Source organism: Cognatundibacterium crateris, from assembly GCF_010078235.1.
Classification (GTDB): domain Bacteria; phylum Pseudomonadota; class Gammaproteobacteria; order Burkholderiales; family Burkholderiaceae_D; genus Undibacterium; species Undibacterium crateris.
Genome location: NZ_JAABOS010000009.1, coordinates 67,808 through 92,781, shown reverse-complemented (window position 1 = coordinate 92,781; position 24,974 = coordinate 67,808). Strand labels below are relative to the sequence as shown.

Genomic DNA, 24,974 nt, shown 5'->3' with positions numbered 1-24,974 from the left:
AGTTTATTTACAGGCAGACAGTAACTGCTTTAATTGTTTCAGAGTGGCGGCATCGGAGCCAGCCTGTTTGCCATAGCAGCACAGGCTGTAATAATCAATAAATGCTTTCGCCCTATGCCATTCTTCGGGGGCCAGCCTGGTTTGCAGCCGCACCAGATAGGCTTGCGGGCCTTCATGTGGTTTGCGTGGCAGAGCTTTCCTCGCCATACGGCGGCAAAATGAAAAGTATACTCTATCAAGCGCCGGTATAGCTGGTTTGTTAAGCAACAAAGGCAGGCTGATCACACCCAGGATAAGGCTGCCAGCCAGGAATAGTATCCATGTCATTTGCACCCAGTCGACGTCCTTCCATCCCAGCTTGTTGAGCAGAGATTGTTGCCCTTGTTGATTGTAATTGAGTACCCACTGATTCCAGTTATTGTTCATCGCATCCCATTGCATGCGCAAGGCCTGGCTGAATGAATTTCCCTGCAGTGCCAGGTTAACCAGACCGGCCAGGCCGCTGGCTGGCAAAGCCCGGCTCAGGTTTTGCATCACACGCTCAGGCGCTACCGCGGCTGTCGGATCTACCCTGGTCCAACCCTGGCCGCTTAACCAGACCTCGGCCCAGGCATGTGCATCTGACTGACGTACTTCAAAATAGCCATCTACCGTATTCAGGTTACCGCCCTGATAGCCAGTGACGATACGGGCCGGTATCCCGGCTGCCCGCATTAAGACCACGAAAGCGCTCGCATAGTGCTCACAAAAACCGGCGCGGGTAGAAAACAAGAAATCATCGATCGCATCTCTGCCCAGCCGCGCAGGCTCCAGCGTGTAAATAAAATTCTGTTGTCTGAAGTGTTGCAATACAGCCTGAATGTATGCCTGATGACTGCCTTGTTGCTGCCGTAATTCACGTGCATAGGCCTGCGTGCGCGGATTGAAGCCGACTGGCAGACTGAGCTCACTAGCCAGGTCTTGCAAGTCGGCGTGGGCATCCAGCCTGAAGTCAGGATAAGACTCGACTTCATAACGTATTCTTTGTTGCAGCGCTGTGCGTGAACGCAGCTCGGACACATTGTTCATCAGGCTGTCAGTACCATCCGTAAAGCGGGGATTGTGCTGGCTTAACTCAAGCGCGAACAACCAATGCTGGCTATGTGGTTCCAGAATAATGAGCTGCCGCAGCGGCTGGCCGGTGACGACCAGTTGGCTTGCATCATGCTGATAGCGACGACCCGGTGTCCAGGTTTTGCCATCGTAGTCTGTCATCACGATACCGCGCCAGTACTGCAGGTTTTTTATGGGCGGCGCCTGATCGAATTTGACCCGGAATGCGATTTCTTCTGACAAGACCAGATTACTGATACCGCCCGGTGTCATGCTATTGGATAAACCAGAGCGACCCTGACCTGCATCCCCGGGCAAACCCCAGAGCGGCCCCTGTATGCGCGGGAACAGAAAAAAAGCACACAACATCAGGGGCAATGCGAGGCCCAGCATAGAAAAACCAGCCCGTAAGCGATGTCTGAGCGGAGGCAGTATGCCCGTGTACTGAAATGAAATCTGGGCACTCAAGAGCAGACCGACTGCGCACAGGCTTAACAGGGCAACGCCTATCGTCTGTTGGTAAAAATAACTGGTCAGCAGCAGGAAAAAAGCCAGAAACAGCACCACGAATAAGTCGCGCTTGGCATGCATTTCCAGCAGTTTGCAGGCCAGCAAAAGCACTAACATGGTGACCCCAGCCTCTTTACCAAAGAAAGTACGGAAGCTAAGGAAGATGCCCGCCATCATCAGCAGACATACCGGCAACAATAACCACATCGGCGGCAGGCGGCGGCCAGTCAGTGTGAGCCAGATACGCCAACCCAGAGTCAGCGTGCAAGCGATGCTGACCCACAGATTCACATGCCAGAAATGCGGTAGCAGCACGCTGATACAGGCTGCTATCAGCAACAGTGTATTGCTCTTGTCGGCGCTGATATGATTTTTGTGGTGAGCCTTGTCCGTCATGATGTCGCCTCAGTCGGATAAAGTGCAAGCGCACGCAGACAGGCATCCCTGTGCTGGGTCCCCAATGCTGGCGCTAAGTTCAGCGTGCCTAGCCGGAATGCATATGGCAGGCTTTGACGTTCGGCCTGCAGCACCCAGCTGCACATGCGCGCCAGCTTGAGTTCAGTGTCCAGCCGGCGTGGCAGACGGGCAAAGTCGATTACCACGTCGGCACCACTTTGCCCCGTAAACAACTTGCTGACTAATTGCCCGCCAGCGGCTGTGTCGACGCGTGCGATTTGCTTCCATGCCAGTTGGCGCAGCGGATCACCGGGCTGATAAGTGCGCACACCGGCAAAGTCTTCATCACCGTGCTGACCCGCATTGGCGCTTGATTCTGCGCCGTCCACAGGCAGCGGCGGTGGCTGTAATTCCGGTGCTGGATACACCAGCGCCTGCACATCCGGCAGCCAGGTGCTCCAGGCGCGCAGCAGACCTAAGGGAAACCAGGTCTGGAGTGCAATTCTGGCCGCCGGCTGCCAGCCGCGTTGCACAGACGGGGCATGCAAAAATACACTGAGCTGAGTTTGTGGTGCGATGTCACAGGCTTTGCTGATCTGATCCTTAGCTTGCCAGCCGACCCAGATCGCATAGCGCGGGTTGCGGCGTGGATTGTTCAGGTAGAGCGGAAAACGGATTTCTTCGCCCGCAAACACAGGATCGGGGCTGCCAGCCTGCAATTCCAGATAAGCGAGATTGCGAAATCCCAGCAAGGCATTCACCACCATCACGGCGGCCAGCATAAAGGTCAGTGCAAATCCCAGACTGAGGCTGTAATTAGTCGCAGTTACAAATAACAGCAGCAGCACCAGCAACATCATCCAGCCAGGCCGGCTGGGTAAGGTGTAGACCCGGCGCTGTTTGAGGATCACTATGCCGGGCTCAGGTTGCTTTTCCAGGAAAATCACTCTGCGCAGATAGCTGCGGATCGCATCGTTAGCCATGTTTGCAAGCGTCTTTCTTAGACTGGAACGCTGCGCATCATTTGCAGCAGCAAATCAGCGCTGCCACTGGTTTGCGTGTGCGAGGCACGGAGCGGACGCAGCCTGTGAGCGATCACTGCCACCAGTACCGCCTGCACATCTTCCGGCAACACATGATCGCGTCCTTCCAACGCGGCCCAGGCACGTGCCGCCTGCAGCAAGGCCAGCGAGGCACGTGGGCTCATGCCTTCGGCAAACACATCACCCTGGCGCGTTGCCTGAGCCAGTGCATACACATAGTCGATCAGTTTGGCTGAGACATGGATGCCGCGCACTTGCTGTTGTGCCTGCATAAATTCTTCCGGCGCCATCTGCGCACGCAACTGGCTCAACAACTGGCGGCGGTCTGCGCCTGCCAGCAAAGCCTTTTCTGAAGCGGCATCGGGATAGCCCAGTGACAGGCACATCAGAAAGCGATCCAGCTGAGATTCCGGTAGTGGAAAGGTGCCGATCTGATGTGAGGGATTTTGCGTCGCAATCACAAAGAAAGGCGCGGGCAGACGACGGGTCTGACCTTCGGCTGAGACCTGCTGTTCTTCCATCGCTTCCAGCAGTGAGGACTGGGTCTTGGGTGTGGCACGGTTGATTTCATCGGCCAGTAAAACCTGAGTAAACACCGGGCCGGGATGAAACACAAATTGATTTTTTTCGCGCTCAAAGACGGAGACGCCGATGATATCTGCCGGTAGCAGGTCGCTGGTGAATTGCAGGCGGTTGAAACGCAAACCCAGTGACGTAGCCAGCGCGTGTGCCAGCGTGGTTTTGCCTACACCCGGTACATCCTCGATCAGCAGATGGCCGCCGGCCAGCAGGCAGACCATAGCCAGACGTATTTGCGGTGATTTGCCCATGATGACTTGATTGACCTGATCCGCCACGCGATGCACTTTTGAAAACATAGCTGCCTGCCTCTGTCCTGAACGAAACTCGCAGTGTAATCTGATTCCGCTATCGCGGTTGTAACGGCGAGCTGGCAGATATCTGATCACGCGCAGAACCTGTTGTGTCAGGTTTGCAAATTTATGTAATTCGCGGGAAACTGCCGGTAATTGAACTCAGGCCTGCCCATGACCACTGCTTACTATACTCACGATGATTGCAAACGCCACGAAATGGGGTCCTGGCATCCGGAATGCCCGCAGCGTTTGCAAGCGATAGAGGATCAGCTGATCGCCAGCCGTATCAAAGACCTGCTCGACTGCCGTGACGCACCGCTTGCGAGCGAAGCCAGTCTGGCGCGGGTGCATAGTGCCGATGCGATTTACCGTATCCGTGAAAACTGTCCCTCGGAGCGCTCTGAATATGATCACTTCCCGCTGGATGCCGACACAGCGCTGAATGCCTATAGCTGGAAAGCCTCTTTGCGCGCAGCCGGTGCCGCGATTGCAGCGACCGATGCGGTACTCAACGCGGAAATCGATAATGCCTTTTGCGCGGTGCGTCCGCCTGGCCACCATGCCACGGCCAAAGAGTCTATGGGCTTCTGCATGTTTAATAACGTCGCGGTGGCAGCACGCCATGCGCTGGACGTACGTGGCTTGAAACGGATTGCCATCGTGGATTTCGATGTCCATCACGGTAATGGTACCGAGGATATTTTCAGAAATGATGCATCAGTGCTCATGGTAGGTTTTTTTCAGCATCCGTATTATCCCTACAGCGGCACTGAGCAGCCGGCCGGCAATATGCTCAATATTCCGGTTCCTGCGCATAGTCAGGGGCAGGAAATCCGCAGCCTGGTTGAGCAGCACTGGCTGCCGGCATTACGTGCATACCGGCCGGAGATGATATTTTTTTCTGCCGGATTTGATGCACATCGTGAAGATGATATGGGCCAGCTTGGTCTGGTCGAAGCAGATTATGTGTGGATCACGCGCGCAGTGATGCAGATTGCTGATGAATTTGCCCAGGGTCGCGTCGTCAGCTGTCTAGAAGGTGGGTATAACCTGTCTGCATTGGGACGCAGTGTCGCTGCGCATATCAAAGTGCTGGCGGGTCTGGATTAGGAGTCATCTATGAACATAAGTAAAGTAGCCATCTGTCTTGTATTTCAAGGCTGCATATCTGCTGCTGTAATACCGGCTCAGGCTGCGCCGCAATTTGCGAATACCACGGTGATCGCTTTGAAGCCACAAGCTGTTGCACAATTACAGGAAGAGGTCCATCGTTTTCTGAACGAATGGCATGACGATGCGGCGCATTCACGACTCAGCTATTTCGATAAGATGACGCCCGATGCGGTGTATATCGGCACCGATAAAACGGAGCGCTGGACGCTGGATGCATTTAAAACCTGGGCTAAGCCGCATTTTGCGCGGCCATCTGCCTGGGCTTTTAAAGTTAATGGACGCCATCTGCAAATGACTGAGGACCAAAGCGTGATTTGGTTTGATGAGCAGCTCACCACGGCAATGGGCCTGTGTCAGGCCAGTGGCGTAATCCGTAATACGCCCCAGGGATTAAAAATCGCTCACTACCAGTTATCGCTGGCCGTGCCGAATGAATTGGTTGATTATCTGGGTAAAGCTGTGCGTCAGTGGGAAAGCAGTGGCAAATTACCGGCTGGCGATGTGAAATGAGGCCCTTACCTGCGCCGCACTCTTTACAGACTGAGATCCTCAACTAGCTTCAGCGTCATCAGAATTTCTTCTTGCATCTCTCCATCCACAGACAGCGCATCCGGTTCCCGTCCATACGCTGTCCAGCCGGCACGCAGATACAGATGTTGGGCGTCTGTATTGCGGGCATTGACGCTCAGTCGTATATGCAGCAAGCCGGGCTGCTGGCGCGCTATGCGGATTAGCATCTGCAACAGACTTGCTGATATTCCCTGACCACGATAGGCAGGTGACGTAAATACACCCCATAGCTTGGCGCAATGACGCCGTTTAAGACCGCTGTCACGCTGTAATCCCATCATGGCGATTAACTGAGTTCCATCAAATGCACCGAAAATTCCGATATTGTCCGGATGGTTTATTTTGTCTGCGAAGTAGCTCGCTGCTTGCAGGGATTCGCGTCCAAAATCAGCACCAAAATTGGCTGGGGAGTCGGCTAGCGCCTGTAAACGCAATGCGCGCAGGGCGGCGCTGTCGCTGTTATTCAATATCCGCAGATTGAAACTCATCTTGCTCAAATTTTCCTTAAAAGTCTTTTCGATCCGTTTTGGTTTGCTGCTGGCAAATAAGAATACTCAGGCAGAATAGGCTTACTCAGCCTTACAGAGGCAATTGCCGTCACACCTGCTTTATTAAGAGGTGAGTTTAAACGCATTTTAAAATGACAAGTCATTGATTTTAAAAAAGAAAAAGATTGTTATTTAGCGCGCTAAATATACAACTTGTTACGGATTTTACTTTCTTTGCGACAAATTCAGTCCTAAACTTGCCGTGTAGTATTTTTCTCTTGAGGGCAAACCCGTTGAAAGACGGAGACGCAAAGCCACCGGCCTACAGCGCATCTGCGCCATGGTAGCGGGGTTGCCAACGTGGTCGTTATCCTTACCCGTTGACATTGCGTGGTCCTCGCCCCACTTACGGAGCGTAGTCACGATGCATATTCTTAAAACAGCCAGCCACTCCCCGGTTTTTTCGCGGACAGTGATTTTTTCCGGTGTCATGCTGATGTTGTCAGCTTGTGGTGACAGCAGTCAGCCAATTGCTCAAAACACCGCCGTCAGCGCAGCACCTGCAGCGATTGCGACCGGCACCACCACTTTGCAGGCTGAACTGGCGGTTGTTCCGGCTGAAGCTGCCAATCAACTCGCCACACCGACCTTCCATGTTGCGCCGGTCTTGCTGGAAGCACCAGGCGATCTGGATGCTGATGCCAGTCAGCGCACTGCCTTGATGCCAGCGCACCAGCAGGCGATTCCAGTATCAACCGAGTATTTGTCACCCAAAGGTCTGACCGTAGATCAGATCCGCAGTGCGCAGCGCAGTTTTGAACTCAATGCCAGCACTAACGCCAACAGTTCTGCCAGCGCAGAACTGAAACCGATGGCGACTGGCGCGGTCAGCACCTATACCCCGGCACAGGTGCGTGCTGCCTACAACCTGGCAGCTATCCCAGCCAGCCTGACCGGCTTAACAGCGGCGCAAGCGGCCCAACTGGGTGCCGGGCAGACGATCTACATCGTGAATGCCTATCACGACCCTAACATCGTGTCTGAGCTGAATAACTTCAATCAGAAATTTGGCTTGCCCGCCTGTACCGTGAAAACTATCGCGACTACTGCCAGCCTGCCTTTACCCACTGCACCGACCACTGGTTGCGAATTTTCTGTGGTGTATGCCAACGCGGCGGGAGGCATGAACGCGGCGGCACCGGCCTATAACTCAGGCTGGGCCACTGAAATCGCGCTGGATGTGCAGTGGTCGCATGCGATTGCCCCGCTTGCCAGAATTGTTTTGATTGAAGCGCCGGATGCCTCCATCAATAGCCTGACAGGCGCAATTGCACTGGCCAATAAAATGGGCCCCGGTGCTGTGTCCATGAGCTTTGGTGCGGTCGAAGGCAGCTGGACTGCTTCAGTCGATGCTGTCTTTGGCACTGCCAATATGACTTATCTGGCGGCGACCGGCGATTATGGAACGCAAGTGAACTGGCCTTCCGTCTCATCCAAAGTCGTGGCGGTAGGTGGCACTACGCTCAATTATTCCGGCACTGGCCGGCGCTCTGAATTGGCCTGGTCCGGTACTGGTGGTGGCGTCAGTGCCTATACTGCGACACCGTCCTACCAGACAGCAGCAGTCCCGGGGATGGGTACGCCAGTACGCCGTACTGTGGCTGATGTGTCCATGAATGCAGACCCCAATTCCGGTCAGTATGTCGCCGTGATTAATCCTGGCAGTGCTACGGTCAACTGGATCAGTGCCGGTGGTACCAGTCTGTCGACACCACAGTGGGCAGGTATCGTGGCGGTGACCAACGCCAGCCGCGCGCTGACAGCGAAAGCCCCTTTGGGTGCGGTGCATGCCTCGCTGTATCAGCAGGCTGCAGTACCGGGCAATTATGCAAAAGCCTTTGCTGATGTGACCAGCGGCTCACATGGCAGTTGTGGCAGTTGTACAGCGAAGTCTGGCTATGATCAGTTGACTGGCCTTGGAACGCCGAATGTGTCTGATTTCGTGACACTGATGGGTGGCAGCACGGTAGCCACTGCACCGGTGGTGACTGGCGCTGCGATCAGCGGCAAAGTTGGCACCGCATTGAGCTTTACCGTATCGGCGACGGCTGCTAATCCGGTTACTTACACCTTGAGTGGTGCGCCTGCCGGTATGACGTTCAGCGCGGCGGGTGTGGTCAACTGGGCGACGCCGCTGGCGGGTACCTATGCCGTGACTGTGAACGCAACAGACACTAAAACAGCATTGGTCGGAAAAGCTGTCTACACCGTGACCATCGCCCCAGCAGTTGCTCCTGTCGTAACTGCCGCCACGATTGCAGGTAAAGCGGGCACGGCACTCAGTTATACCGTCACCACCAGCTCGGATTATCCTGTGACTTACAGTCTGACTGGCGCACCAGTTGGTTTGAGTATCAGCGCTGCCGGTGTGATCAGCTGGGCCAGTCCGGTACTGGGTAATTACTCAGTCACAGTGATAGCAACCGATAGCAAAACAGGTCTGGTTGGTAAAGGCGTCATGTCAGTCAGCATTACCGCGCAAACACCACCGGTAGTGACCGCTGCGTCCATCTCAGGCAAAGTGGGTACTGCACTCAGCTTCACAGTTTCTGCCTCATCGGTAAATCCACTGAGCTACAGCCTCACAGGTGCACCGGCAGGTATGAGCATCAGCAGCGCCGGTGTGGTGAGCTGGGCGGCACCTGTTGTCGGAACTTATCAGGTGACAGTGATTGCAAAAGACAGCAAAACCGGTTTGTCGGGTCAGGCAGTGTACACCGTTACGATTACCGCAGCGCCGCCATCCGGTCTGACGGTCAGTGCGCCAGCGATCACTGGTGTGGCAGGTAAAGCTGTCAGTGGTGTGATTGCGATCTCGGCACCGGGCGCCAGCTGGGTCTCGGTTTCTATCTCCGGTGCACCACTCGGTATGGGCTTTTCTATGAGTGGACTGAATATCACCGCGATCTGGCCAGCAGCGGTCACAGGCAGCTACACCTTGAAAATCACGGTGACTGATTCGACCGGCCGCACCACCAGCACCACGATGCCGATCACGATTACGGCGAAGTAAATAATTACCTGATAGTTGCTTGATCGTTCAATAGTTTCAGCCAACGGGATCGGTTCACTGATCCCGTCTTTTTTTGTTTGTGGCGTGGCTAGTTTTTCTCAGGACTTAGGCTGACAAGTGGTACCGACTTTGATCGGCCCGAAGACTTTTTGCAGACCGCCGATACCCCCGATTTGCTTGATGTACAGCTGCTTACGTGCCTTGTCTATCGCCAGTGTGTAGTGATAGCTGTCAGAAATTCTGGGCCCGGTTTGCGGCATCAGCGTAATAATCGCGAGTTCTTTATCAGTTGGGAACTGAGCGATAACAGGAAAAGTATCCTGCACCCCGACCGTCGTAAAGCAAGCGCCAAGCTGGCGCTGGATCTCACTCACTAACTGCTGATCAGCGGCAGTCGCCGGTTCTTTCAAGGTCGTTTCAGCATGCGCCATCGCGAGGCTCCAGCAAGTACAAAGGGAAATAGCAAGGGTGTGACCGAATAGCTGACTGAATCGCATTGTGGCTCCTGTCAATTGGGCTAGGTAAGGAATTAAAGTAAGAATTAAAGTAAGAAAAAAAACAAATCTGTGTTGTGGAATACTATCCACATAACACCAAGAGAGTAAACCGCTTTACGTCAAGTTCTGCGCTCGCCTATCCAAGATCATTGCGAAAGTTGACCTTGCTTTGCGATGAAGGACATTGCGCTCTGCCTAAGCAGGCTCAGCTAAAGCGCGATCAATATTGGCAATCAGGGCATGAATATCCGCACTTGGGTTGGCCGCTACATTGCGAAACCATCGCTTACCTGAAATCGAGGTCGTTGATGTTGATCCAACGGGTAAGCGCTGCATGACATAGTCAAACGCGTTTTCGTTTTTGGGCCGCCAGACAACAATACCTGTTTGCGGTTCAGCATACAGTTCAAGCCGCTCGTCAGTCGCAATAAAATTTCTCAGACAACACGCAAGCTCCATGCAGTGCTCAATGCGCTGGGCAACGCCTTCACGCCCCCATGCAAGCAGTGTGGCTAAAAGGGCTGTAGCAGTTGCGCCATGCGAGCCAAGCACACCAATATTGGGAGTCGCCAGATACGCGCCGCCGAAGCTAAGCGCAGCGTGGGCCTTCCCGGTGTCCCTGAACAAAACGAGCGCAGATTCTTTGGGTTGGAACAGCCACTTGTGCGCCGAGATGGCAACAGAGTCTGCCGACTCAATACCACCCAGTAAATGCGCATGCTTACTGAGTCTTAACGGACCTGCCCAGGCGGCATCGACATGGGTCCAGGCTGCCCGTCCCGCCAACACAAACGGGTCGATGGCACCGGTACTGGTTGAACCGGCGGTGAGCACCAAAGCGGATTTGCTCAGATCGGCCGGCAATAGCGTCTGGTCCATAGCTCCATTGGCGTCTGTAGGCACGCTCAGATAGTTGAGGCCCAGGATATGCGCTGCTTTCGCGATGGAGAGATGGGCCCCGTCTGATGCAATCACCTGCGTAACGCTTGCGCATTCGCGCGCGGACCACAAAGCAGTCAAATTAGCGACAGTCGAACCTGGCGTCATATGCCCACCGTTCATGCCGAAAAATGGAGCGAGCCATGCCAAAACCTGCTGCTCCATTTGACGAGCGACAGGTGCCGTCGCAGGATGAAGCAGATTCTGATTCAGCGATGCGTTCCACAGCGTCATTGCCCAGCTTATCCATGGGGTAGGTGGGTCCATGTGGGCAAAAGAACCGGCCTCACCTAAACGCGCTGCTCCGCCAAGGATGCAAGGCGCTAACGCGTTCAGCACAGCGTCGGAACCCATTCCCAGCTCCGGTAGTTGTACCGGTAGATTGAACACTTCCGGCTTGTCGAAATGATGACTCATCAAGTCTATGGCCTTATGCAATCCTTCCGGATTGACGGCGAACTCTATGTCCATATCTTTACCTTATTTGCCATGCGAATCTCAGTTTAAGCGCAAATACTGAAATCAGGATACAGCTTAGCAATGAAGTGACTGCTGATCTTGGCCTTTTGTGGATTCTCGTCTGGCAGGGTTTCTCCGAAGGGAGCACCGTCCCAGCGCCAGACCGGGTTGCCGTTACTGTCCGTGATCACCCTGGGGGTGTTGAGATGATCGGTGTGGATATCAAACCCTTTTTGGTACGTGAGGTGCGACTGTCAAAGCTGAGTAAGCTAGTATTATGCAATTAAAATTACTCATATAATAATCGCGTCGCTTTACACGAGAACTAAGCCTAAACTGACACACCCTACTCCATGCATCGCAGGTAAAGATCAATCGCACAAATCAATGTTATTACTGCAGATCATGCGAACGAATATGTGATTTAACCGCGCGGAGCAAGTAGGTAAAAAGCCTTGACAGTAGGATAATTCCGATAGATTGAATTATTGCAATAATAAAAACAATTAGCCAAATCCCTAAGGCATCGCCAGCACCATCACCAAATTCTCTGATAGTCGATTCAAAAAATAAATTGAAAGTTTTATCAAGCTCCTCTGGCAAAAAATTAATTAGTAATGCAGTGGGAAAAACTACCGGAAAATACGAAACAACAACAATGATCTCAACTCCTTGAGAATGAGCCCAATTTTTTACTCGTCCTGCGAAAGAAAAAAATAATAATAAATTCGATATATTCGCTATCATCCAAAGGCTCACAATTTTTCTTAACGAGTGACGCTCCTCTGAAAAAAACACGCATATGACCCACAAAAACCACATTAAAAAGCCATAAAAAAACAGGTATGCGGAAAAAAAATAATTTGCTTTTGTTGCTACGCTAAATATTGAAAACGCAAGTCCAAGAATTACTGCAAACCGAGTTAGTCTATATATCGAAAATGTGGACATATTGAATTACCTCTTACTGCATTGACGTTGACAAGTTGCCCAAATATTAGCTTGCACACTTTGGCAAGTTGAGCCGAATATCCAGCCATATTTGGGTAAATTATTTTCAGTTTCCGTCCAGATCCTCTCAAGACATTTATCCATACACTTATTCCCGTCATCTGGCGTACATTTTGCGCCTTCTTCATTTATATTTTCTTCCCCTTTTATGATGGAACCTTTAACTAAAAGTGCGACCCCCGCTATTTTTTTTGCAATAGAGTCATTTGTTGTATCACGGCCAAAGCCCACTCTCTGAACAACGCCTTTTGAGTCAGTGTATTTAGAGTAGCTATGAAAGATTGGTCCCAAGTCCAAATTACCTAACGCCCCCAGCCCTGTATAACATTGGCTAGCGAGCCCAAACGTATCAGTATTTTCGACAGGATTTCCTCCCACATACCCATAAGTATTCATCCCTCCATCCAAGCCAATCGGATCGCTCTGAATATACCGCCCCGTCTGCGGATCATAATCCCTGAAATAGTTGTAGTGCAAATTCGTTTCGCGGTCGAAGTATTGCCCCGGAAAGCGCAGGTTAAAAACAAAGTTACTGGTGTTGCCTGTCTTTTGTGGATTCTCGTCTGGCAGGGTTTCTCCGAAGGGAGCACCGTCCCAGCGCCAGACTGGGTTGCCGTTACTGTCCGTGATGACTCTGGGGGTGTTGAGATGATCGGTGTGGATATCAAACACTTTTGCTACGTGGCTGGTGACGGTGATGGTCACAGGTGATGAGATGGTACTGGCACCCAGGTTATCCGTGGCTGTCGCCGTCAGAGTGTAACTGCCTGCAGGGACATTATTCCATTGTGTGGTGAAAGGCGGCTGGGTCAGGCTGGCGATGTTAATTGTGCCGTTAAAGAAATCCACTTTACTGATGGTGCCATCACTGTCACTGGTATTGGCAGTCAGGGTAATGCTGGCAGGGGCCGCGCTATTGAGCGGGCTGGCCGTCAGGCTGATGACAGGTGGGTTGTTATTGATGACGTTAATGATCAGGGGCGAGCTGGTGCTGGTATTGCCTGCGCTGTCAGTGGCTTTGGCGGTGATGCTGTAAGTGTTGGCTGGAACCTTGTCCCAGACGATGCTGTAGGTGCTTCCATTCGGGCTGGTGGGTGCCGTTGTGCTGCCGATCAGGCTGCCTCCCTGAAAGAACTGGACCTGGGTAATCGCATTATTTGCCCCGTTTGCGTTCGCATTGGCGGCGAGTGTGATCGTCGCAGGAGCGATATAGGTGATACCGGGCGGTGTGGGTTGAAGACTGACAACAGGCGGTGTAGGTGGGGGCGGAGCGGTAAATACAGGGCGATAGGCATACGCAGTAGGGCCACCGTTGGCGGTGCTGATGGTGTTTGCATAAATCTCACCGATGAAGGCAGAATTTCCGGCACCAACGAAGTTAGCTGCGCCCTGCGCAACATAAAGACCGGCAGCGAGTTTGGCGCCTTGGTAGGTTGTGAAGTCTCCCTGATATACAAAAAGTTTGAGCCGTTCTGGATGTTGTGCCTGAATTTCGGGAATGCCGATATTGCTGTTGCAAGTGCCCGGGCTCATATTCCAGCAGGTGGGTCCGGCATTCAGCGTGAATGCTTGATTCAGATAAAAATTGACGTCAGCGCGACTACCGCTGCCAGCACTTGGCGGCATGACAGTCAGATGGCACCCGGTTTGTATCGTCAACTTGTCGATGTAATAGTCGCCCGGTTCAAATTCCATACTCATGCCATTGCAGTTGGCAAGATTGAGTTGTTTGATACGGGTAGCACTGCTGCCTGACTGAAAGTGCAGAATGCCGTTCACCTGCAGGTTGACCCGGGCATATTCACCGGCAGGGAGTGTGACTACATTACCGGCTTTGCTGATACGCAGCCTTTGTCCGGCACTGATGACGTTCAGTTGACCGTTACCGTTGATTTGTTGTGTGCGGCTACCGTCATTGACAAGGACTTGGGCGCTGTTTGCGTAGTTCACATCCAGAGGGCTGCTGCTTGCCTGGAATGGTGGCAAGCTTAGCTTTTGAACGTTGTTTCCACTCGCAGTCACTGTGTTAGCCGCCTCACCACTGGCAGGCTTGCTTTTGCATACAGTGCTGCCAAACATAGTGCTTTTGCTGACGTTCAGTGTAGGGCTGTCGTAAAAGCTGAAGTTGCAATATGCCTGCGTGTTTACGCGGTCGCCCAATACGATACTGCCACCAGAAAACACGTTGAATATTGAACCGACAGGTGATGGACTTGTTTGTGCAAGCGCTGGCAGATGCATGAAGAACAGGGTGCTAGCCAGCAAGGCACACGCGCTTACACTGATGATTGTGTCGATTCTTAAACGGGTGCAAAGGAAGTTGGATGGTTTCATACCTTACCTATCTGTAGTCGTATTGTGCGATAAACGGATGTCGTATCAGAGATACGCATCATTGGTACGTCACTTAAGGATGGCTACCGGTATGTCATCAAGATAAACATAGTCGATACTGTCCAGCCCTGTACTTTCACTGATGAGTTTGCCGCTCTGATCATAGTGATACACGGTAGAAATACTGTTACCCGTACCAGCGGACGATATCTTTTGTACTCGCTGACCAAGTGCATTAACGAGGTAGGTGGTTACCCCGGCGGAGCTTGTCACGCTACTCAGGCGACCGCGCACATCATAGGTGAGCTGGGCATTCCCATTATTGGTTATGCTGCCATTTGCATCTATGCTGATATTGCTCGTCTGGCCGCCATTTATCTGAATCAAACGATTACTGGTGGAGCTATAGTTATAGTTAGTGGTGCTTGTGCCTGATGTTTTGCTGCTGCGGTTACCAACCGGGTCGTAAGTGAAATTCTGATTGGCCTGTGGGGTGAGATAGGTGGTCAGCTGGTCTGTTTTGTCATAGTCGTAGCTGGTCTGCCGTTGATTATCCATCGCATCATTGATGGCGACAATGCGGTTGGCCGGATCATAATTGACAAGCTGTCGGGCGTTATTCAGGGTGTAACTGCTGACGCGTCCATCCAGATCAAATCCTCGTTGGTAACTTTGTCCGGCGCTATTGATGTAGCCCTTTACCCCGCCAAATGGCTGATAGGTCACCTGACTTAACAGGGTCAGATTCATCCCATCCTTCAGCGTATCAACCTGGGTGATACGTCCCATGCTGTCACGTGTGTAAGTCAGTATTCGCCCGTTGGGATAAGTCAGTTTTTGCAGTTGTCCACCAGCATCATATTGATAGCGCGTCACGCTGTTGATCCGAGCGGCTGCAATGGTGCGGGTTTCTGTTAACAGGCGACCACGGGCGTCATAGATGTATTGAATGGTTCCGGCAGAATCGCTGATCTGGGTCAGACGTCCTTTGGCATTCGCTCCCTGGTCATAGCTGTAACTGCAGATTTTTCCATCGTGATAAGTAATTGTTGTGATACGGTTGAGTACATCATAAGTGTATCGGGTAGTCTGTCCTTTGGCATCCGTACTACTGATCACATTCCCGGCAGCATCTACTGTGTTGATGGTTGTGCCTGTATCGGGGCTGTTAAGTTGTCGCTGATTGCCAAGCCCATCAATCGAATAGGTTGTCGTCAAATTGCGCGCATCAGTAACCTGAATCAGGCGGTTTTGTCCATCGTACACATAATTGGTGGTTTGCTGATTTGCATTGATTTGGGATTGTAGGCGACCCAGCGGATCATATATTTGCCGTGTTGACGCATTCAGTGAGTTGGTGGTTTTGGTGAGATTACCCGAGGCATCGTACTCATACAGAATTGTCGTGTTCTGAACAGGTGTCTGGGCTTGTACTGTCAGGCTGAGTGCAGCCACGGCAAGCCCAGTCAGGTACATTGTTGAGGTTGAGGATTTCATTGCACACCTCCTGTCACTTGCTGAAGGCGATTCAGTGCATCGTAAATGCGTGTGACGCGACGTTTCAAGTTACCACTGACATCCGTAACTGTCTCATTAACTCGATTTCCCATACCATCTAACGTGTAGTTGATGCTGTTACCAAGCTTGTCTGTAATCTTGATTAGACGATGGGCGTCATCATAGGAGTAACTCACGCTATTGCCGTCAGGAAGTGTGACCTGCGTCATTTGACCTACGCCATCATAAGTGTATGAGCTTGTCTCAAGAACTCCGTCACCCGTGGTAGTTCGGCTAGTCAGCCATCCACGCGGCGCATAAGTGAGCGTAGTGACTAAGCCATTCGGATCAGTGATAGTACCGACATGGCCATGTGGGTCATAATTCGAATACGAGGTGACGTGTCCAGCCGCATTGGTGATGCTGGTCAGATTAGCTTTTTCATCATAAGTATAAGTAACTTTATCAACAACATCTGTTCGTGGGCCAGTCTCCGTCAACATCTGCCCAAAGGAATTGTAGGTATAGTTCCAAACACGAGGAATGCCAACAACCTCAGCTGCCGCGCCCTTACTACCATTGGCATCAGAAGTCGCTTGCTCGGTTTTTGAAAGCAAATTACCACTGTCGTCGTAGACAAAAGTCGTACGCAGTAATGGCTCATTAATTTGAACCGGAATCCGATATGTGGGATGCCATGAGGTACTGGTGGTTTTTGCTTGTGGTGTACCTGAAGCCTCTGTTCGCTCAACTTCTAAATTTCTCGACTCATACGCATATAAGGTTTTTGTTCCATTGAAATTCGATTTAGATACAATATTTGCGTTGAAATCGTAAGCTAATGTACTCGTAGAAGCAGCGCATCCACTCCCTGCAGGCTGACTTTGCGTAGTAAGATAGTTGCGACCTGAATATCTCTGGAAGTTTAGTTGACTGCTGCTCTTAAGAGGGTCAGTTACCCAAGTCGAACCATCATCCAGATAGCCAAACTCAAAAACATCAGCATCAAGTCCATGGCGACTTGATGAAACTCTCGCATATAAACCACCGTTCCAGACATCACCGTAGTAAGTATACGACCACGTTGCAAACCTTGCCGAATTCTCATCTTCGATACCAGTCAGCAAAGGTGCACCAAAACTTCGCTCTTGATCTTGATAAATGTAGCGTCGCTTTTTGCCGTTAGGAAATAACACGTTTGTCAATCTGCTCGGTATATCAAACATTATTTCCGTTACATCACCGGCAGGATCTTTCATCAAATAAATTACACCTCTGCCATCATTTTTAGACTGAAACGTTAACTGTTTTCCAAATGAATCGCTAACACTTGCCAACTGCCCTTCTGAAGAACGTTCAATATTGATACGGTAATGATTCTTTGTCTCAATTGAAGTTAAATAATGATAGGTATGCATCCACGGCTTCAATTCCTTTGATCCGGCATCAAGTGCAACGCTATACCACCCTCCGGAGTAAGTCTCTACATCACCTTTATCATTAACATATTTCCATACATTCTCTTTTGAATTTTCATGTGTCAATTTCCCATTGACATTGCCATTCGCAACCCACATCCCATTTTTTTTTCCAAAAACAATTCTTGTGCCATCTGGTCGAATCATGAGCACCTTTTCAACAAAAAACAGCCCCATATTTCCTCTTGCCACTACCTCCACATATTCTTCCAGCGTCCCCTCATAAGAATCTCTCCAAAGCGGATATACAGTGAAACCGGTGATATTTGCCCTAAACTGAGCACTGTTATAAAACATTGAAAATCGAAGAGGAAAATTTCCGGCCCCCTCATACAAAACTTCCTCCTGGAATTTATTTCCTCCAGCGGCATTCACCGGGTTTGCTTTTTTGTTCCCGCATGGTGGGGAGCCAGAATCTTTGGACAGCTCAGGTGCTCTTACACACGTTTTTAACGTTTCATCCCAAGAATAATTTTTCTGGCAGGAATAATTTATACTCCAACTAAATCCTGCAGACCCCTCTCGTCCATCACGATAAGTGTCCATTGGACACCCGGCACTCATACCGCCATCTCCATCATTTCTACTTGGAGGAAAGACTTTGCAAGTAGGAGAATCCCCACAATGGGCAATCTGCATCGCCTCACATTGCGCCGAATAAAACCCATCGGTACCTACATTTGGCAAACCGTGAGCGCGGTAAGGCGAAATCAGCCAAACTCCCGGGGGATAGCCCGGCGTCTGAGGAATTCTAGGCGTAGTATCAGGCAGGATTACTTCATCGGAAAAACAACTGTTAGCCGAAAAAAATAATAAAAGGATTGTTGCTAGTTTGGAGATATTCAACATCACTAGTTCCCGGTTAAAAATCGAATAAATTCAATTGGTTAGCAGCGGATGCTGTGTCAGAAATGTAATTGTTGGTTTGAAAGGCGCATGAAATCTCAGTTTTCTCAAAAACGGACACCGATAAAATCTGTAATAAAGTGAAGAGCAAGGATTTCAATTGCAATTCCTTTTTAATAATGGCGATCAGCAAACAAGTCGACTTTGTACAGACACTGGTCTTGCTGGCAATGCAGTAATGCTCTTCTAGAACACCAACGTCTGACCGGTATGAACATTTTTGAACCGATGCAGATCAACCATCTCTTCCAAAGTCTTGTCAATACGATGTGTAAAACTCAAAGTAAGTCATTTCAAGGAAATTGCTTTTTCGATAAATTACTCCTGAATGTTTTGTGCTCTGTTGTAAAATAGTTCATTTAACTTTATTTCAATATTGATGTAATATTGATAATTTGCAAGATTTGCTCTTAAGCTGATATTTGCTGGATAAATGTGAGTGGGTTGCTGCTTTTTTACTCCGTCTGCGATGAGTGAAACGCATGGGCATGGCAGCTACACCCCGCAATCCGCCTGATTTACCATGCTGTACGGAATTTTTAGGCATAAGCTGTGCATACTTCCGTACAATATCGCTTTGATTTAGCAAAAAGAAGAATAAGCATGTCCATACAATGGTTCCCCGGTCACATGAACGCTGCGCGCAAGAAGGCAGCGGAAACCATGGAAAGTACCGATCTGGTGATAGAAGTGCTGGATGCACGTATCCCTCAGGCCAGTTGCAATCCTATGGTTGAGCAGTTGCGCACCTTTCGCCAGCGTCCCTGCCTCAAGATTTTGAATAAGGCCGATCTGGCAGATCCGCAGGCGACCAAGGCCTGGCTGGATTATTTCAATGCCCAGAAAAATGTGTTTGCGGTGGCGATGAGCTGTAAGAAACCGGCTGATGTGGCTAAAGTGCCTGGCTTTGCGCTCAAGCTGGCACCACATCGCGGCGTGCCAACCAAGCCTTTACGCATGATGATCATGGGTATTCCGAACGTGGGTAAATCCACGCTGATGAATGCCTTACTCAAAAAGCGGGTGGCGAATGTGGGTGATGAACCTGCGGTGACCAAGACCCAGCAAAGACTGTATCTTGGTAAGAACATGATACTGACTGATACACCGGGTATGCTGTGGCCGAAAATTGAGCATCCGACCGATGGTCTGATGCTGGCTGCCAGCCATGCAATCGGCATTAATGCGCTGATCGAGGAAGAGATTGCGACTTTCCTGGCTGAGCTGTTATTGCAGCACTATCCGCAATCACTGGTTAGCCGCTATGGCTTTCAGCTCGAAGGCATGGATGGTGTCGCCGTGGTGGAAGGCATTGCTAAAAAGCGCGGCTTTAAACTGAAAGGCGGCGACCTCGATTTTGAAAAAGCGTCGCATACTTTGCTGCTCGATTACCGCAGCGGCGCGCTGGGTCGTATCAGCCTGGAAACGCCGGCCAGCCGTGCGCATTTGCTCGCGACCTATGTGCCACCAGTGTTGCTGGGGCAGGGCAAGAGCGTGCAAACAGGGATGGAAGAGCAGGAGCCAGAAAGCGAGTAAGTTTGCGCAATGCTCGCCGGCGCCACGCTGAGCGTGGGAGACTTCCGACGCTCCGGCATTGCTTGCGGCCCGTGTTATTTTTTACCCATGACTTCGCTGGCAAAGCTGACCAGATAATCCATCAGACCATGACTGGCTTTGACCGCCAGTTCAGCATTGCCCTTGGCAATGGCTTTGGCAGCCAGCATGTGGCAACGCGCACCTTCCTCGACATCGCCTGCATGCTGATAGGCATACCAGAAGCGGCGGCATTGTATGACCAGCGGTACCACCGCCTGGACGGCTGAGGGATTACCGCAAGCTTCATGCACAATGATGTCAAAAGCCTGATCGGCCGCCATGTAAGCACCCAGATCATGGCATTTGGCTGCGATGAGCATTTTATCAGCCCAGAGCAGCATATCTTTTCTTTGTTCCGCACTGGCGAGTTGGGCTGCCTGCTGCGCGATCAGACCATCTAACACGCGCCGGGTCGCTATCACATTCATATACTCACTGGCATGAATATCGCTGATCACCAGGCCACGGCGTGGCATCTGCACGATCAGGCCGTTGGAAGACATGCGCATCAGCGCTTCGCGCAATGGGGTGCGGCCGAGGCCGGTTTTCTCTACTAACTCGGCTTCCACTACAGGTGCGCCTGGGCGCAATTCGAGTTTCACTATCATGCTTTCAATTGCATTGTATGCAATGTCGGCTGCCCGCATTTTTGGTGCGTTAGCAGGTACAAATTCTTGTTTTACGAGCATGTTCATTCCCTCATATGTACCAATTTTTAGCGGCTCAGGAGCTGCACCTTGGTTTTAACGGGGATTTTACCTTGTAAAAAAATACAATTTCAATTATTTGCATTTCATGCTCATAGAAAAGGATGAGATGTCGTAGAGATGCACATTTCCCGGCATTCTTGTTGCGGGAGCGCAGTTGTAGCCCGATTTGTGGGGCCTTAGGTCTGATTATGTTGGTAAGGCTGGCAGGCAGTTATGCTGTTCTGGCTATTTAGCAAGACTATCAGGTATGCTGATGCCCGATAGCATTAATATATTAACGAAATGCGGTCAGGCACACAGAAAGGATGGGAATGGAAGAGGGCAGGCAGTATTCCGTACAGGATCAGCGCGCATGGCTGGCTCAGCATGTAGCGGATGTGTTTTTCGCCGAGAGTCTGTTCGACTCCATGGGCGATATCGTATTTTTTGTAAAAGATACGGCTGGGCGCTACATCGTGGTCAATCAGACTTTGGTCAGACGCTGTGGTTTGCGCGAAAAATCCGCTTTGCTGGGCCGCAGTGCCGCGGATTTGTTCCCCAGTTCTTTAGCCGTCAGTTATGCAACGCAGGATGCGATGGTATTGAAAGGCGCAAAGGAATTACGCGATCAGCTGGAATTGCACTTGTATCCGAACCGCAGTCCGGGCTGGTGTCTGACCCAAAAGAAGCCTCTGCGTGATCAGGCTGGTTCCATCATCGGTTTGTGTGGCGTTTCACGTGATCTGGCTGCGCCCGATCAACGCCATCCGGTGTATGCCAAGGTGGCTGCGGCAGTCAGCCACTTACATCAGCATTATGCGCAGACCGTGAGCATGGCAGAATTGGTTGAACTGACCGGCTTATCGGTGGCCCAGCTGGAGCGCAATTTTCATAAGATATTTTCGCTGACGCCGCGCCAGATGATGGTCAAAATCCGGCTCGATGCGGCATCCGCTATGTTGTCTGTATCCGATTGCAGCATCACCGAAGTCGCGCTGGCCTGTGGCTATCAGGATCACAGTGCATTTTCACGCGTATTTCGCGCCACCGTAGGAATGACGCCCAGCGATTACCGTGAAGTGATGCGTGACAGTCAGCCTGCGAACTGATGCGCGCAGGCCGCTGTCACTATGCAGACTTAACGTATGCCCCAGATGAAGGGGTCGTGCCCGTTGAGTAGCAGTCTGGCTTCGGCATTCACAAAGGCTGAGCCGCGCAGGCTGGGTAGGACTCGTGTCCGCTCAGCATCGGCAAAACGATAGCTGGCTTCAAACACGCTGCCGATAATGCTTTCCTGACGCCAGACTTGTTGCTCTTGCAGTTTGCCATCTGCCGCCAGGCACGCCAGTTTTGCGCTGGTGCCGGTGCCACAGGGCGAGCGGTCGTAGGCTTTGCCGGGGCAAAGCACGAAATTCTTACTATGATTGCTGGCAGAGTCGGCGGTGCCAAATAATTCTATGTGGTCGATCACTGCACCATGCTCACCGCTGATGCCAGCTGCTTCCAACGCCTGCCGTACCCGCCAGGCAAAATCCGTTAATTGCTCAAGCTGTGTCAGTTGCAGCTGTATTCCATGCTGGTTAATCAGGAAAAACCAGTTGCCACCCCAGGCGATATCGCCGCTGACTGTGCCTATGCCCGGCACCTCGACGTTGACGGCATGGCGGTAGCGGTAGGCCGGTACATTGTGCACCGTCACGCTCAGATCTTCATGTAACTCAGCCTGCACGATACCAACCGGTGTATCGATGCGATGCAGGCCAGGTGTAATGCGGCCCGCATGGGCCAGTGTGACCAGAAAACCTATCATGCCGTGACCACACATGCCCAGATAACCGACGTTGTTAAAGAAGATCACGCCGGCCACGCAATCCGGATGCGGTGAGTGACAGGCCAGTGCGCCGACCAGCACGTCTGAACCGCGTGGTTCACACACCGTCGCCGTACGGTAATGGTCAAACTGAGTGCGGAAGATGTCCAGTTGCTGAGCCAGGCTGCCCTCGCCAAGTGGCGGGCCGCCCGCCATGATGACGCGGGTAGGTTCGCCGCCGGTATGGGAGTCGATAATGTCTATGTAAGTCATGCTAAGCCTTAGATTTTTTTCCGGGAGCGGAGTGCTGATTGCTGACGGATGACGGATTGATGTTGAGCTTATCACCCACGTAGGCATGCTGTCTTGATGCGATCACCTGGCCAGCTTGTGGAAATCGGCACAACAAGGCTGCTCAGGCAATTGTCGGTGTCTGGTCACAATTGCTGGCGAACCAAGCAATTCCAGTGTGCGTTGGCGCTGTGCAATGGTAAAGTAGCGCCGGATATTGACCTGATGAACTCCCGGATTTTCTGATTGCATGACTCTGATTGCGCACCACTCTGCAGCACAACTCCATGATGAGGTTAAACGGCGGCTGTCGCTTGGGCTGCTGGTCTCTGTGCTCTTGCATGTGCTGGTGTTATCGCTGCGCTTTGGCATACCGGGTAGTGGTCCGGCTGCACCGCTATCCTCAGCGCCGTCTGCATCTGAGCAACGCGCCGAAGTGCCGCAACTGGCCTTGCGTATCACTATGCCTGCGCCGCCAGTGCAGAGTTCAGCCACAAGCCCAGCCTCAGCCCCGGCTGAAAAAGCCCAGCCTGCATCGACACCGGCCTTGTCTTCCATCGCACCGCAAAGCAGGGCATCAGGCGTTGCCGTGAATGGCATACAGCTGATCGCACCGCGTCTGCCTGCTGCAGTACTTGCGCCGCCACCAACATCCGCGAAAACGACGAAGACCAAGCGCGCTCATGCCTCTCAGGCGCCGGTTGCGCCCAAGCGTAAGATTGCGCTGTCTGAAGTGAAGGCAGTCATCGCCCAGGATCAGTTCAGGCTGGATAGTTTTGTAGTGGCTGCGCAGGCGCCTGAAGATATCAAGAAAGTGCCTGAGGAAGAAACCGAGCGGCGTCGTTTTCCTGATCCTGTCAGTCAGAGTGGTGAAGAAAAAGAGGATGATCCTGTCGCTGTTGCACCGGAGCGTTATCAGGCTGATGCCGAAAAACGCCAGCGTAAACAGGCCGAGCGTGAGCGCCAGTTAGCGGCTCAATTGAGCGAGACCTCGGATATGCGCAGTCAGCAAACTTTAGTCAGCCAGATTCAGCAAACCCAGAAAAGCGACATAGAGCAGTTCCGCCTTGCACAGGCCGAGACCGACCGTCAGGAACAGGAAAAAGCTGAGCAGGAAAAGCGTGCAGCGGAACTGCGGGAATTGAAAAAACAAGAACAGGAAAAACAAGAACAACTGCGCCAGGAACAGCAACTGCAGCAAGCGCACACAGCTGCTGAAAATCGTCTGACCGAAATGCTGCAGCAACGCAGTCAGCCAGCGGCTGTTGTTGATGCAGGTTTGCAGCAGCTTGCGCAGGATAAGCAGATGCGCGAGCTACAGAAAAATCAACGTAACGCAGCACTGCAGAAGCGGGAGTTGGAACGCGAGCAGGAGCAGGAACGTCAGCAACTGGCAGCGCAACAACAGCGTGAGGCTGAGCTGCAGGCGGCTGCTAAAGCCGCTCAGGTCGCTCAGGCTGCTCAGATCGCTGCGGCCCAGGCCAGTATGGCAGATAAGGCGCAAAGTCAGGCCCGGGCTGCACAGGTCATCGCTGGCAATAGCAGTGTCAGTCAACATGCAGCACCCGCACAGGGAATGGCGAACGCTGCTGGCGCAGGAGCAGGTGTGTCAGTCCAAGCGCAGACCAGCCAGTCAGGCAATGGAAGCGCCAGCAGCAATGGTCATGCTGCAATGCCCGGTGCCGGCAGTGGTAACGGCAGTACCGCTGGCAATGGCAGCGCACTCGCAAGCGCCAGTCAGGCCAGTTTGCAAAGTGATCTCGCTAACCGTTTGCGCGAACAGGCACGCGGGCTGGATTTGTTGCGTGGTGCTCCGCCAGTACCACGTGAATCTGCTGAAAAATCACGTCGGCGCAGTGTCTTCAGCAATAGCGAGCGCGATGTGCAGTTACGGGCCTACGCCGATAGCTGGAAACAGAAAATCGAACGCAATGGCAATCTGAATTATTCCAGTACAGCCAGAGATAAAGCACGTGGCGACCCTATTGTTACGGTAGCGATACGCAGCGATGGTACGGTGGAGGAGGTGACCATACATCGCTCCAGTGGCCGTATGGATCTGGACCAGGCGGTGCGCAATATCGTGCGCCTCAATGCGCGTTATGCGGCCTTTCCGCCTGCGGTAGCGGCGCAATACGATGTGATTGAAATCCGGCGTATCTGGAGTTTTGATGACAGCCTGCGCATACTGGAAGAATTGCGCTGATAAGCAAAATTACATGAATTACCCTACACTGAGGGCAATTC

19 protein-coding genes, 1 pseudogene and 1 riboswitch are annotated in these 24,974 nt (G+C 51.9%); of the genes and pseudogenes, 6 read left to right on the top strand and 14 right to left on the bottom strand.

The genetic code is table 11. The features are described 5' to 3' along the window. Positions 1–3: 3 nt before the first annotated feature. The 3 genes from EYB48_RS15910 to EYB48_RS15900 are packed head-to-tail and all read right to left on the bottom strand — an operon-like array spanning position 4 to position 3,919. Complete coding sequence (locus EYB48_RS15910; RefSeq protein WP_162021364.1) at positions 4–1,998, bottom strand: transglutaminase TgpA family protein; 1,995 nt, start codon at positions 1,996–1,998, stop codon at positions 4–6. Beyond that, positions 1,995–2,981: a DUF58 domain-containing protein gene (locus EYB48_RS15905; protein ID WP_162021363.1), complete on the bottom strand. Its 987-nt coding sequence runs from the start codon at positions 2,979–2,981 to the stop codon at positions 1,995–1,997. Before EYB48_RS15905 ends, EYB48_RS15910 begins: the two co-directional genes overlap by 4 nt. Positions 2,982–2,998: 17 nt before the next feature. After that, positions 2,999–3,919, bottom strand: a complete 921-nt coding sequence (locus EYB48_RS15900; RefSeq protein ID WP_162021362.1) for an AAA family ATPase — start codon at positions 3,917–3,919, stop codon at positions 2,999–3,001. A 168-nt stretch (positions 3,920–4,087) separates the two neighbouring features. On the opposite strand from EYB48_RS15900, the gene EYB48_RS15895 reads away from it, so the two are divergent. Continuing rightward, positions 4,088–5,026, top strand: a complete 939-nt coding sequence (locus EYB48_RS15895; RefSeq protein ID WP_162021361.1) for a histone deacetylase family protein — start codon at positions 4,088–4,090, stop codon at positions 5,024–5,026. 9 nt (positions 5,027–5,035) lie between these two features. Next, entirely contained in the window at positions 5,036–5,599 is a 564-nt protein-coding gene (locus EYB48_RS15890) for a nuclear transport factor 2 family protein (RefSeq protein WP_162021360.1), read from the top strand. 23 nt (positions 5,600–5,622) lie between these two features. On the opposite strand, the gene EYB48_RS15885 is transcribed toward EYB48_RS15890, so the two are convergent. Further along, positions 5,623–6,147: a GNAT family N-acetyltransferase gene (locus EYB48_RS15885; RefSeq protein ID WP_162021359.1), complete on the bottom strand. Its 525-nt coding sequence runs from the start codon at positions 6,145–6,147 to the stop codon at positions 5,623–5,625. Positions 6,148–6,420: 273 nt separating this feature from the next. Then, a riboswitch (cyclic di-GMP riboswitch) is annotated at positions 6,421–6,507 on the top strand. A gap of 64 nt (positions 6,508–6,571) precedes the next feature. On the opposite strand from EYB48_RS15885, the gene EYB48_RS15880 reads away from it, so the two are divergent. After that, a complete protein-coding gene (locus tag EYB48_RS15880; protein ID WP_162021358.1) occupies positions 6,572–9,220 on the top strand; it encodes a S53 family peptidase in 2,649 nt (882 codons plus the stop codon). 98 nt (positions 9,221–9,318) lie between these two features. On the opposite strand, the gene EYB48_RS15875 is transcribed toward EYB48_RS15880, so the two are convergent. From EYB48_RS15875 to EYB48_RS15850, 7 genes and pseudogenes are all read right to left on the bottom strand, one after another. Beyond that, positions 9,319–9,651: a hypothetical protein gene (locus tag EYB48_RS15875; RefSeq protein WP_162021357.1), complete on the bottom strand. Its 333-nt coding sequence runs from the start codon at positions 9,649–9,651 to the stop codon at positions 9,319–9,321. A gap of 261 nt (positions 9,652–9,912) precedes the next feature. After that, a complete protein-coding gene (locus EYB48_RS15870) occupies positions 9,913–11,127 on the bottom strand; it encodes a pyridoxal phosphate-dependent decarboxylase family protein (RefSeq protein WP_162021356.1) in 1,215 nt (404 codons plus the stop codon). Positions 11,128–11,225: 98 nt separating this feature from the next. Continuing rightward, positions 11,226–11,321, bottom strand: a pseudogene (locus tag EYB48_RS19545) (RHS repeat-associated core domain-containing protein); the annotation flags it as partial. A gap of 187 nt (positions 11,322–11,508) precedes the next feature. After that, positions 11,509–12,066, bottom strand: coding sequence for a hypothetical protein (locus EYB48_RS15865; protein WP_162021355.1), 558 nt, complete (start codon positions 12,064–12,066; stop codon positions 11,509–11,511). A gap of 6 nt (positions 12,067–12,072) precedes the next feature. Further along, positions 12,073–14,460: an RHS repeat-associated core domain-containing protein gene (locus EYB48_RS15860; protein WP_162021354.1), complete on the bottom strand. Its 2,388-nt coding sequence runs from the start codon at positions 14,458–14,460 to the stop codon at positions 12,073–12,075. 69 nt (positions 14,461–14,529) lie between these two features. Continuing rightward, positions 14,530–15,957, bottom strand: a complete 1,428-nt coding sequence (locus tag EYB48_RS15855) for an RHS repeat protein (RefSeq protein ID WP_162021353.1) — start codon at positions 15,955–15,957, stop codon at positions 14,530–14,532. Beyond that, positions 15,954–18,284, bottom strand: coding sequence for a DUF6531 domain-containing protein (locus tag EYB48_RS15850; protein ID WP_162021352.1), 2,331 nt, complete (start codon positions 18,282–18,284; stop codon positions 15,954–15,956). Before EYB48_RS15850 ends, EYB48_RS15855 begins: the two co-directional genes overlap by 4 nt. 660 nt (positions 18,285–18,944) lie before the next feature. Between EYB48_RS15850 and ylqF the strand changes: the two genes are divergently transcribed. Then, entirely contained in the window at positions 18,945–19,877 is a 933-nt protein-coding gene (ylqF, locus tag EYB48_RS15845; protein WP_162021351.1) for a ribosome biogenesis GTPase YlqF, read from the top strand. A 74-nt stretch (positions 19,878–19,951) separates the two neighbouring features. On the opposite strand, the gene EYB48_RS15840 is transcribed toward ylqF, so the two are convergent. Continuing rightward, complete coding sequence (locus EYB48_RS15840) at positions 19,952–20,626, bottom strand: GntR family transcriptional regulator (RefSeq protein WP_162021350.1); 675 nt, start codon at positions 20,624–20,626, stop codon at positions 19,952–19,954. Between the two features lie 332 nt (positions 20,627–20,958). Here EYB48_RS15840 and EYB48_RS15835 point away from each other — a divergent pair, with 332 nt between their 5' ends. After that, positions 20,959–21,735: an AraC family transcriptional regulator gene (locus EYB48_RS15835; RefSeq protein WP_162021349.1), complete on the top strand. Its 777-nt coding sequence runs from the start codon at positions 20,959–20,961 to the stop codon at positions 21,733–21,735. A 29-nt stretch (positions 21,736–21,764) separates the two neighbouring features. On the opposite strand, the gene EYB48_RS15830 is transcribed toward EYB48_RS15835, so the two are convergent. Continuing rightward, entirely contained in the window at positions 21,765–22,709 is a 945-nt protein-coding gene (locus tag EYB48_RS15830; RefSeq protein ID WP_162021348.1) for a 4-hydroxyproline epimerase, read from the bottom strand. 102 nt (positions 22,710–22,811) lie between these two features. Continuing rightward, a complete protein-coding gene (locus tag EYB48_RS15825) occupies positions 22,812–22,979 on the bottom strand; it encodes a hypothetical protein (RefSeq protein WP_162021347.1) in 168 nt (55 codons plus the stop codon). Here EYB48_RS15825 and EYB48_RS15820 point away from each other — a divergent pair. Continuing rightward, positions 22,978–24,933 carry a TonB family protein gene (locus EYB48_RS15820; RefSeq protein WP_162021346.1) on the top strand — a complete coding sequence of 652 codons (1,956 nt, stop codon included), beginning with the start codon at positions 22,978–22,980 and terminating at the stop codon, positions 24,931–24,933. The genes EYB48_RS15825 and EYB48_RS15820 overlap by 2 nt on opposite strands. Positions 24,934–24,974: the final 41 nt, after the last annotated feature.

What these genes read in the sequence shown, in the direction of transcription:
- EYB48_RS15910 (WP_162021364.1), bottom strand. Translation starts at nt 1,998, where the DNA reads ATGACGGACAAGGCTCACCACAAAAATCATATCAGCGCCGACAAGAGC.
- EYB48_RS15905 (WP_162021363.1), bottom strand. Translation starts at nt 2,981, where the DNA reads ATGGCTAACGATGCGATCCGCAGCTATCTGCGCAGAGTGATTTTCCTG.
- EYB48_RS15900 (WP_162021362.1), bottom strand. Translation starts at nt 3,919, where the DNA reads ATGTTTTCAAAAGTGCATCGCGTGGCGGATCAGGTCAATCAAGTCATC.
- EYB48_RS15895 (WP_162021361.1), top strand. Translation starts at nt 4,088, where the DNA reads ATGACCACTGCTTACTATACTCACGATGATTGCAAACGCCACGAAATG.
- EYB48_RS15890 (WP_162021360.1), top strand. Translation starts at nt 5,036, where the DNA reads ATGAACATAAGTAAAGTAGCCATCTGTCTTGTATTTCAAGGCTGCATA.
- EYB48_RS15885 (WP_162021359.1), bottom strand. Translation starts at nt 6,147, where the DNA reads ATGAGTTTCAATCTGCGGATATTGAATAACAGCGACAGCGCCGCCCTG.
- EYB48_RS15880 (WP_162021358.1), top strand. Translation starts at nt 6,572, where the DNA reads ATGCATATTCTTAAAACAGCCAGCCACTCCCCGGTTTTTTCGCGGACA.
- EYB48_RS15875 (WP_162021357.1), bottom strand. Translation starts at nt 9,651, where the DNA reads ATGGCGCATGCTGAAACGACCTTGAAAGAACCGGCGACTGCCGCTGAT.
- EYB48_RS15870 (WP_162021356.1), bottom strand. Translation starts at nt 11,127, where the DNA reads ATGGACATAGAGTTCGCCGTCAATCCGGAAGGATTGCATAAGGCCATA.
- EYB48_RS15865 (WP_162021355.1), bottom strand. Translation starts at nt 12,066, where the DNA reads ATGTCCACATTTTCGATATATAGACTAACTCGGTTTGCAGTAATTCTT.
- EYB48_RS15860 (WP_162021354.1), bottom strand. Translation starts at nt 14,460, where the DNA reads ATGAAACCATCCAACTTCCTTTGCACCCGTTTAAGAATCGACACAATC.
- EYB48_RS15855 (WP_162021353.1), bottom strand. Translation starts at nt 15,957, where the DNA reads ATGAAATCCTCAACCTCAACAATGTACCTGACTGGGCTTGCCGTGGCT.
- EYB48_RS15850 (WP_162021352.1), bottom strand. Translation starts at nt 18,284, where the DNA reads ATGTTGAATATCTCCAAACTAGCAACAATCCTTTTATTATTTTTTTCG.
- ylqF (WP_162021351.1), top strand. Translation starts at nt 18,945, where the DNA reads ATGTCCATACAATGGTTCCCCGGTCACATGAACGCTGCGCGCAAGAAG.
- EYB48_RS15840 (WP_162021350.1), bottom strand. Translation starts at nt 20,626, where the DNA reads ATGCTCGTAAAACAAGAATTTGTACCTGCTAACGCACCAAAAATGCGG.
- EYB48_RS15835 (WP_162021349.1), top strand. Translation starts at nt 20,959, where the DNA reads ATGGAAGAGGGCAGGCAGTATTCCGTACAGGATCAGCGCGCATGGCTG.
- EYB48_RS15830 (WP_162021348.1), bottom strand. Translation starts at nt 22,709, where the DNA reads ATGACTTACATAGACATTATCGACTCCCATACCGGCGGCGAACCTACC.
- EYB48_RS15820 (WP_162021346.1), top strand. Translation starts at nt 22,978, where the DNA reads ATGACTCTGATTGCGCACCACTCTGCAGCACAACTCCATGATGAGGTT.
- EYB48_RS15825 (WP_162021347.1), bottom strand. Translation starts at nt 22,979, where the DNA reads ATGCAATCAGAAAATCCGGGAGTTCATCAGGTCAATATCCGGCGCTAC.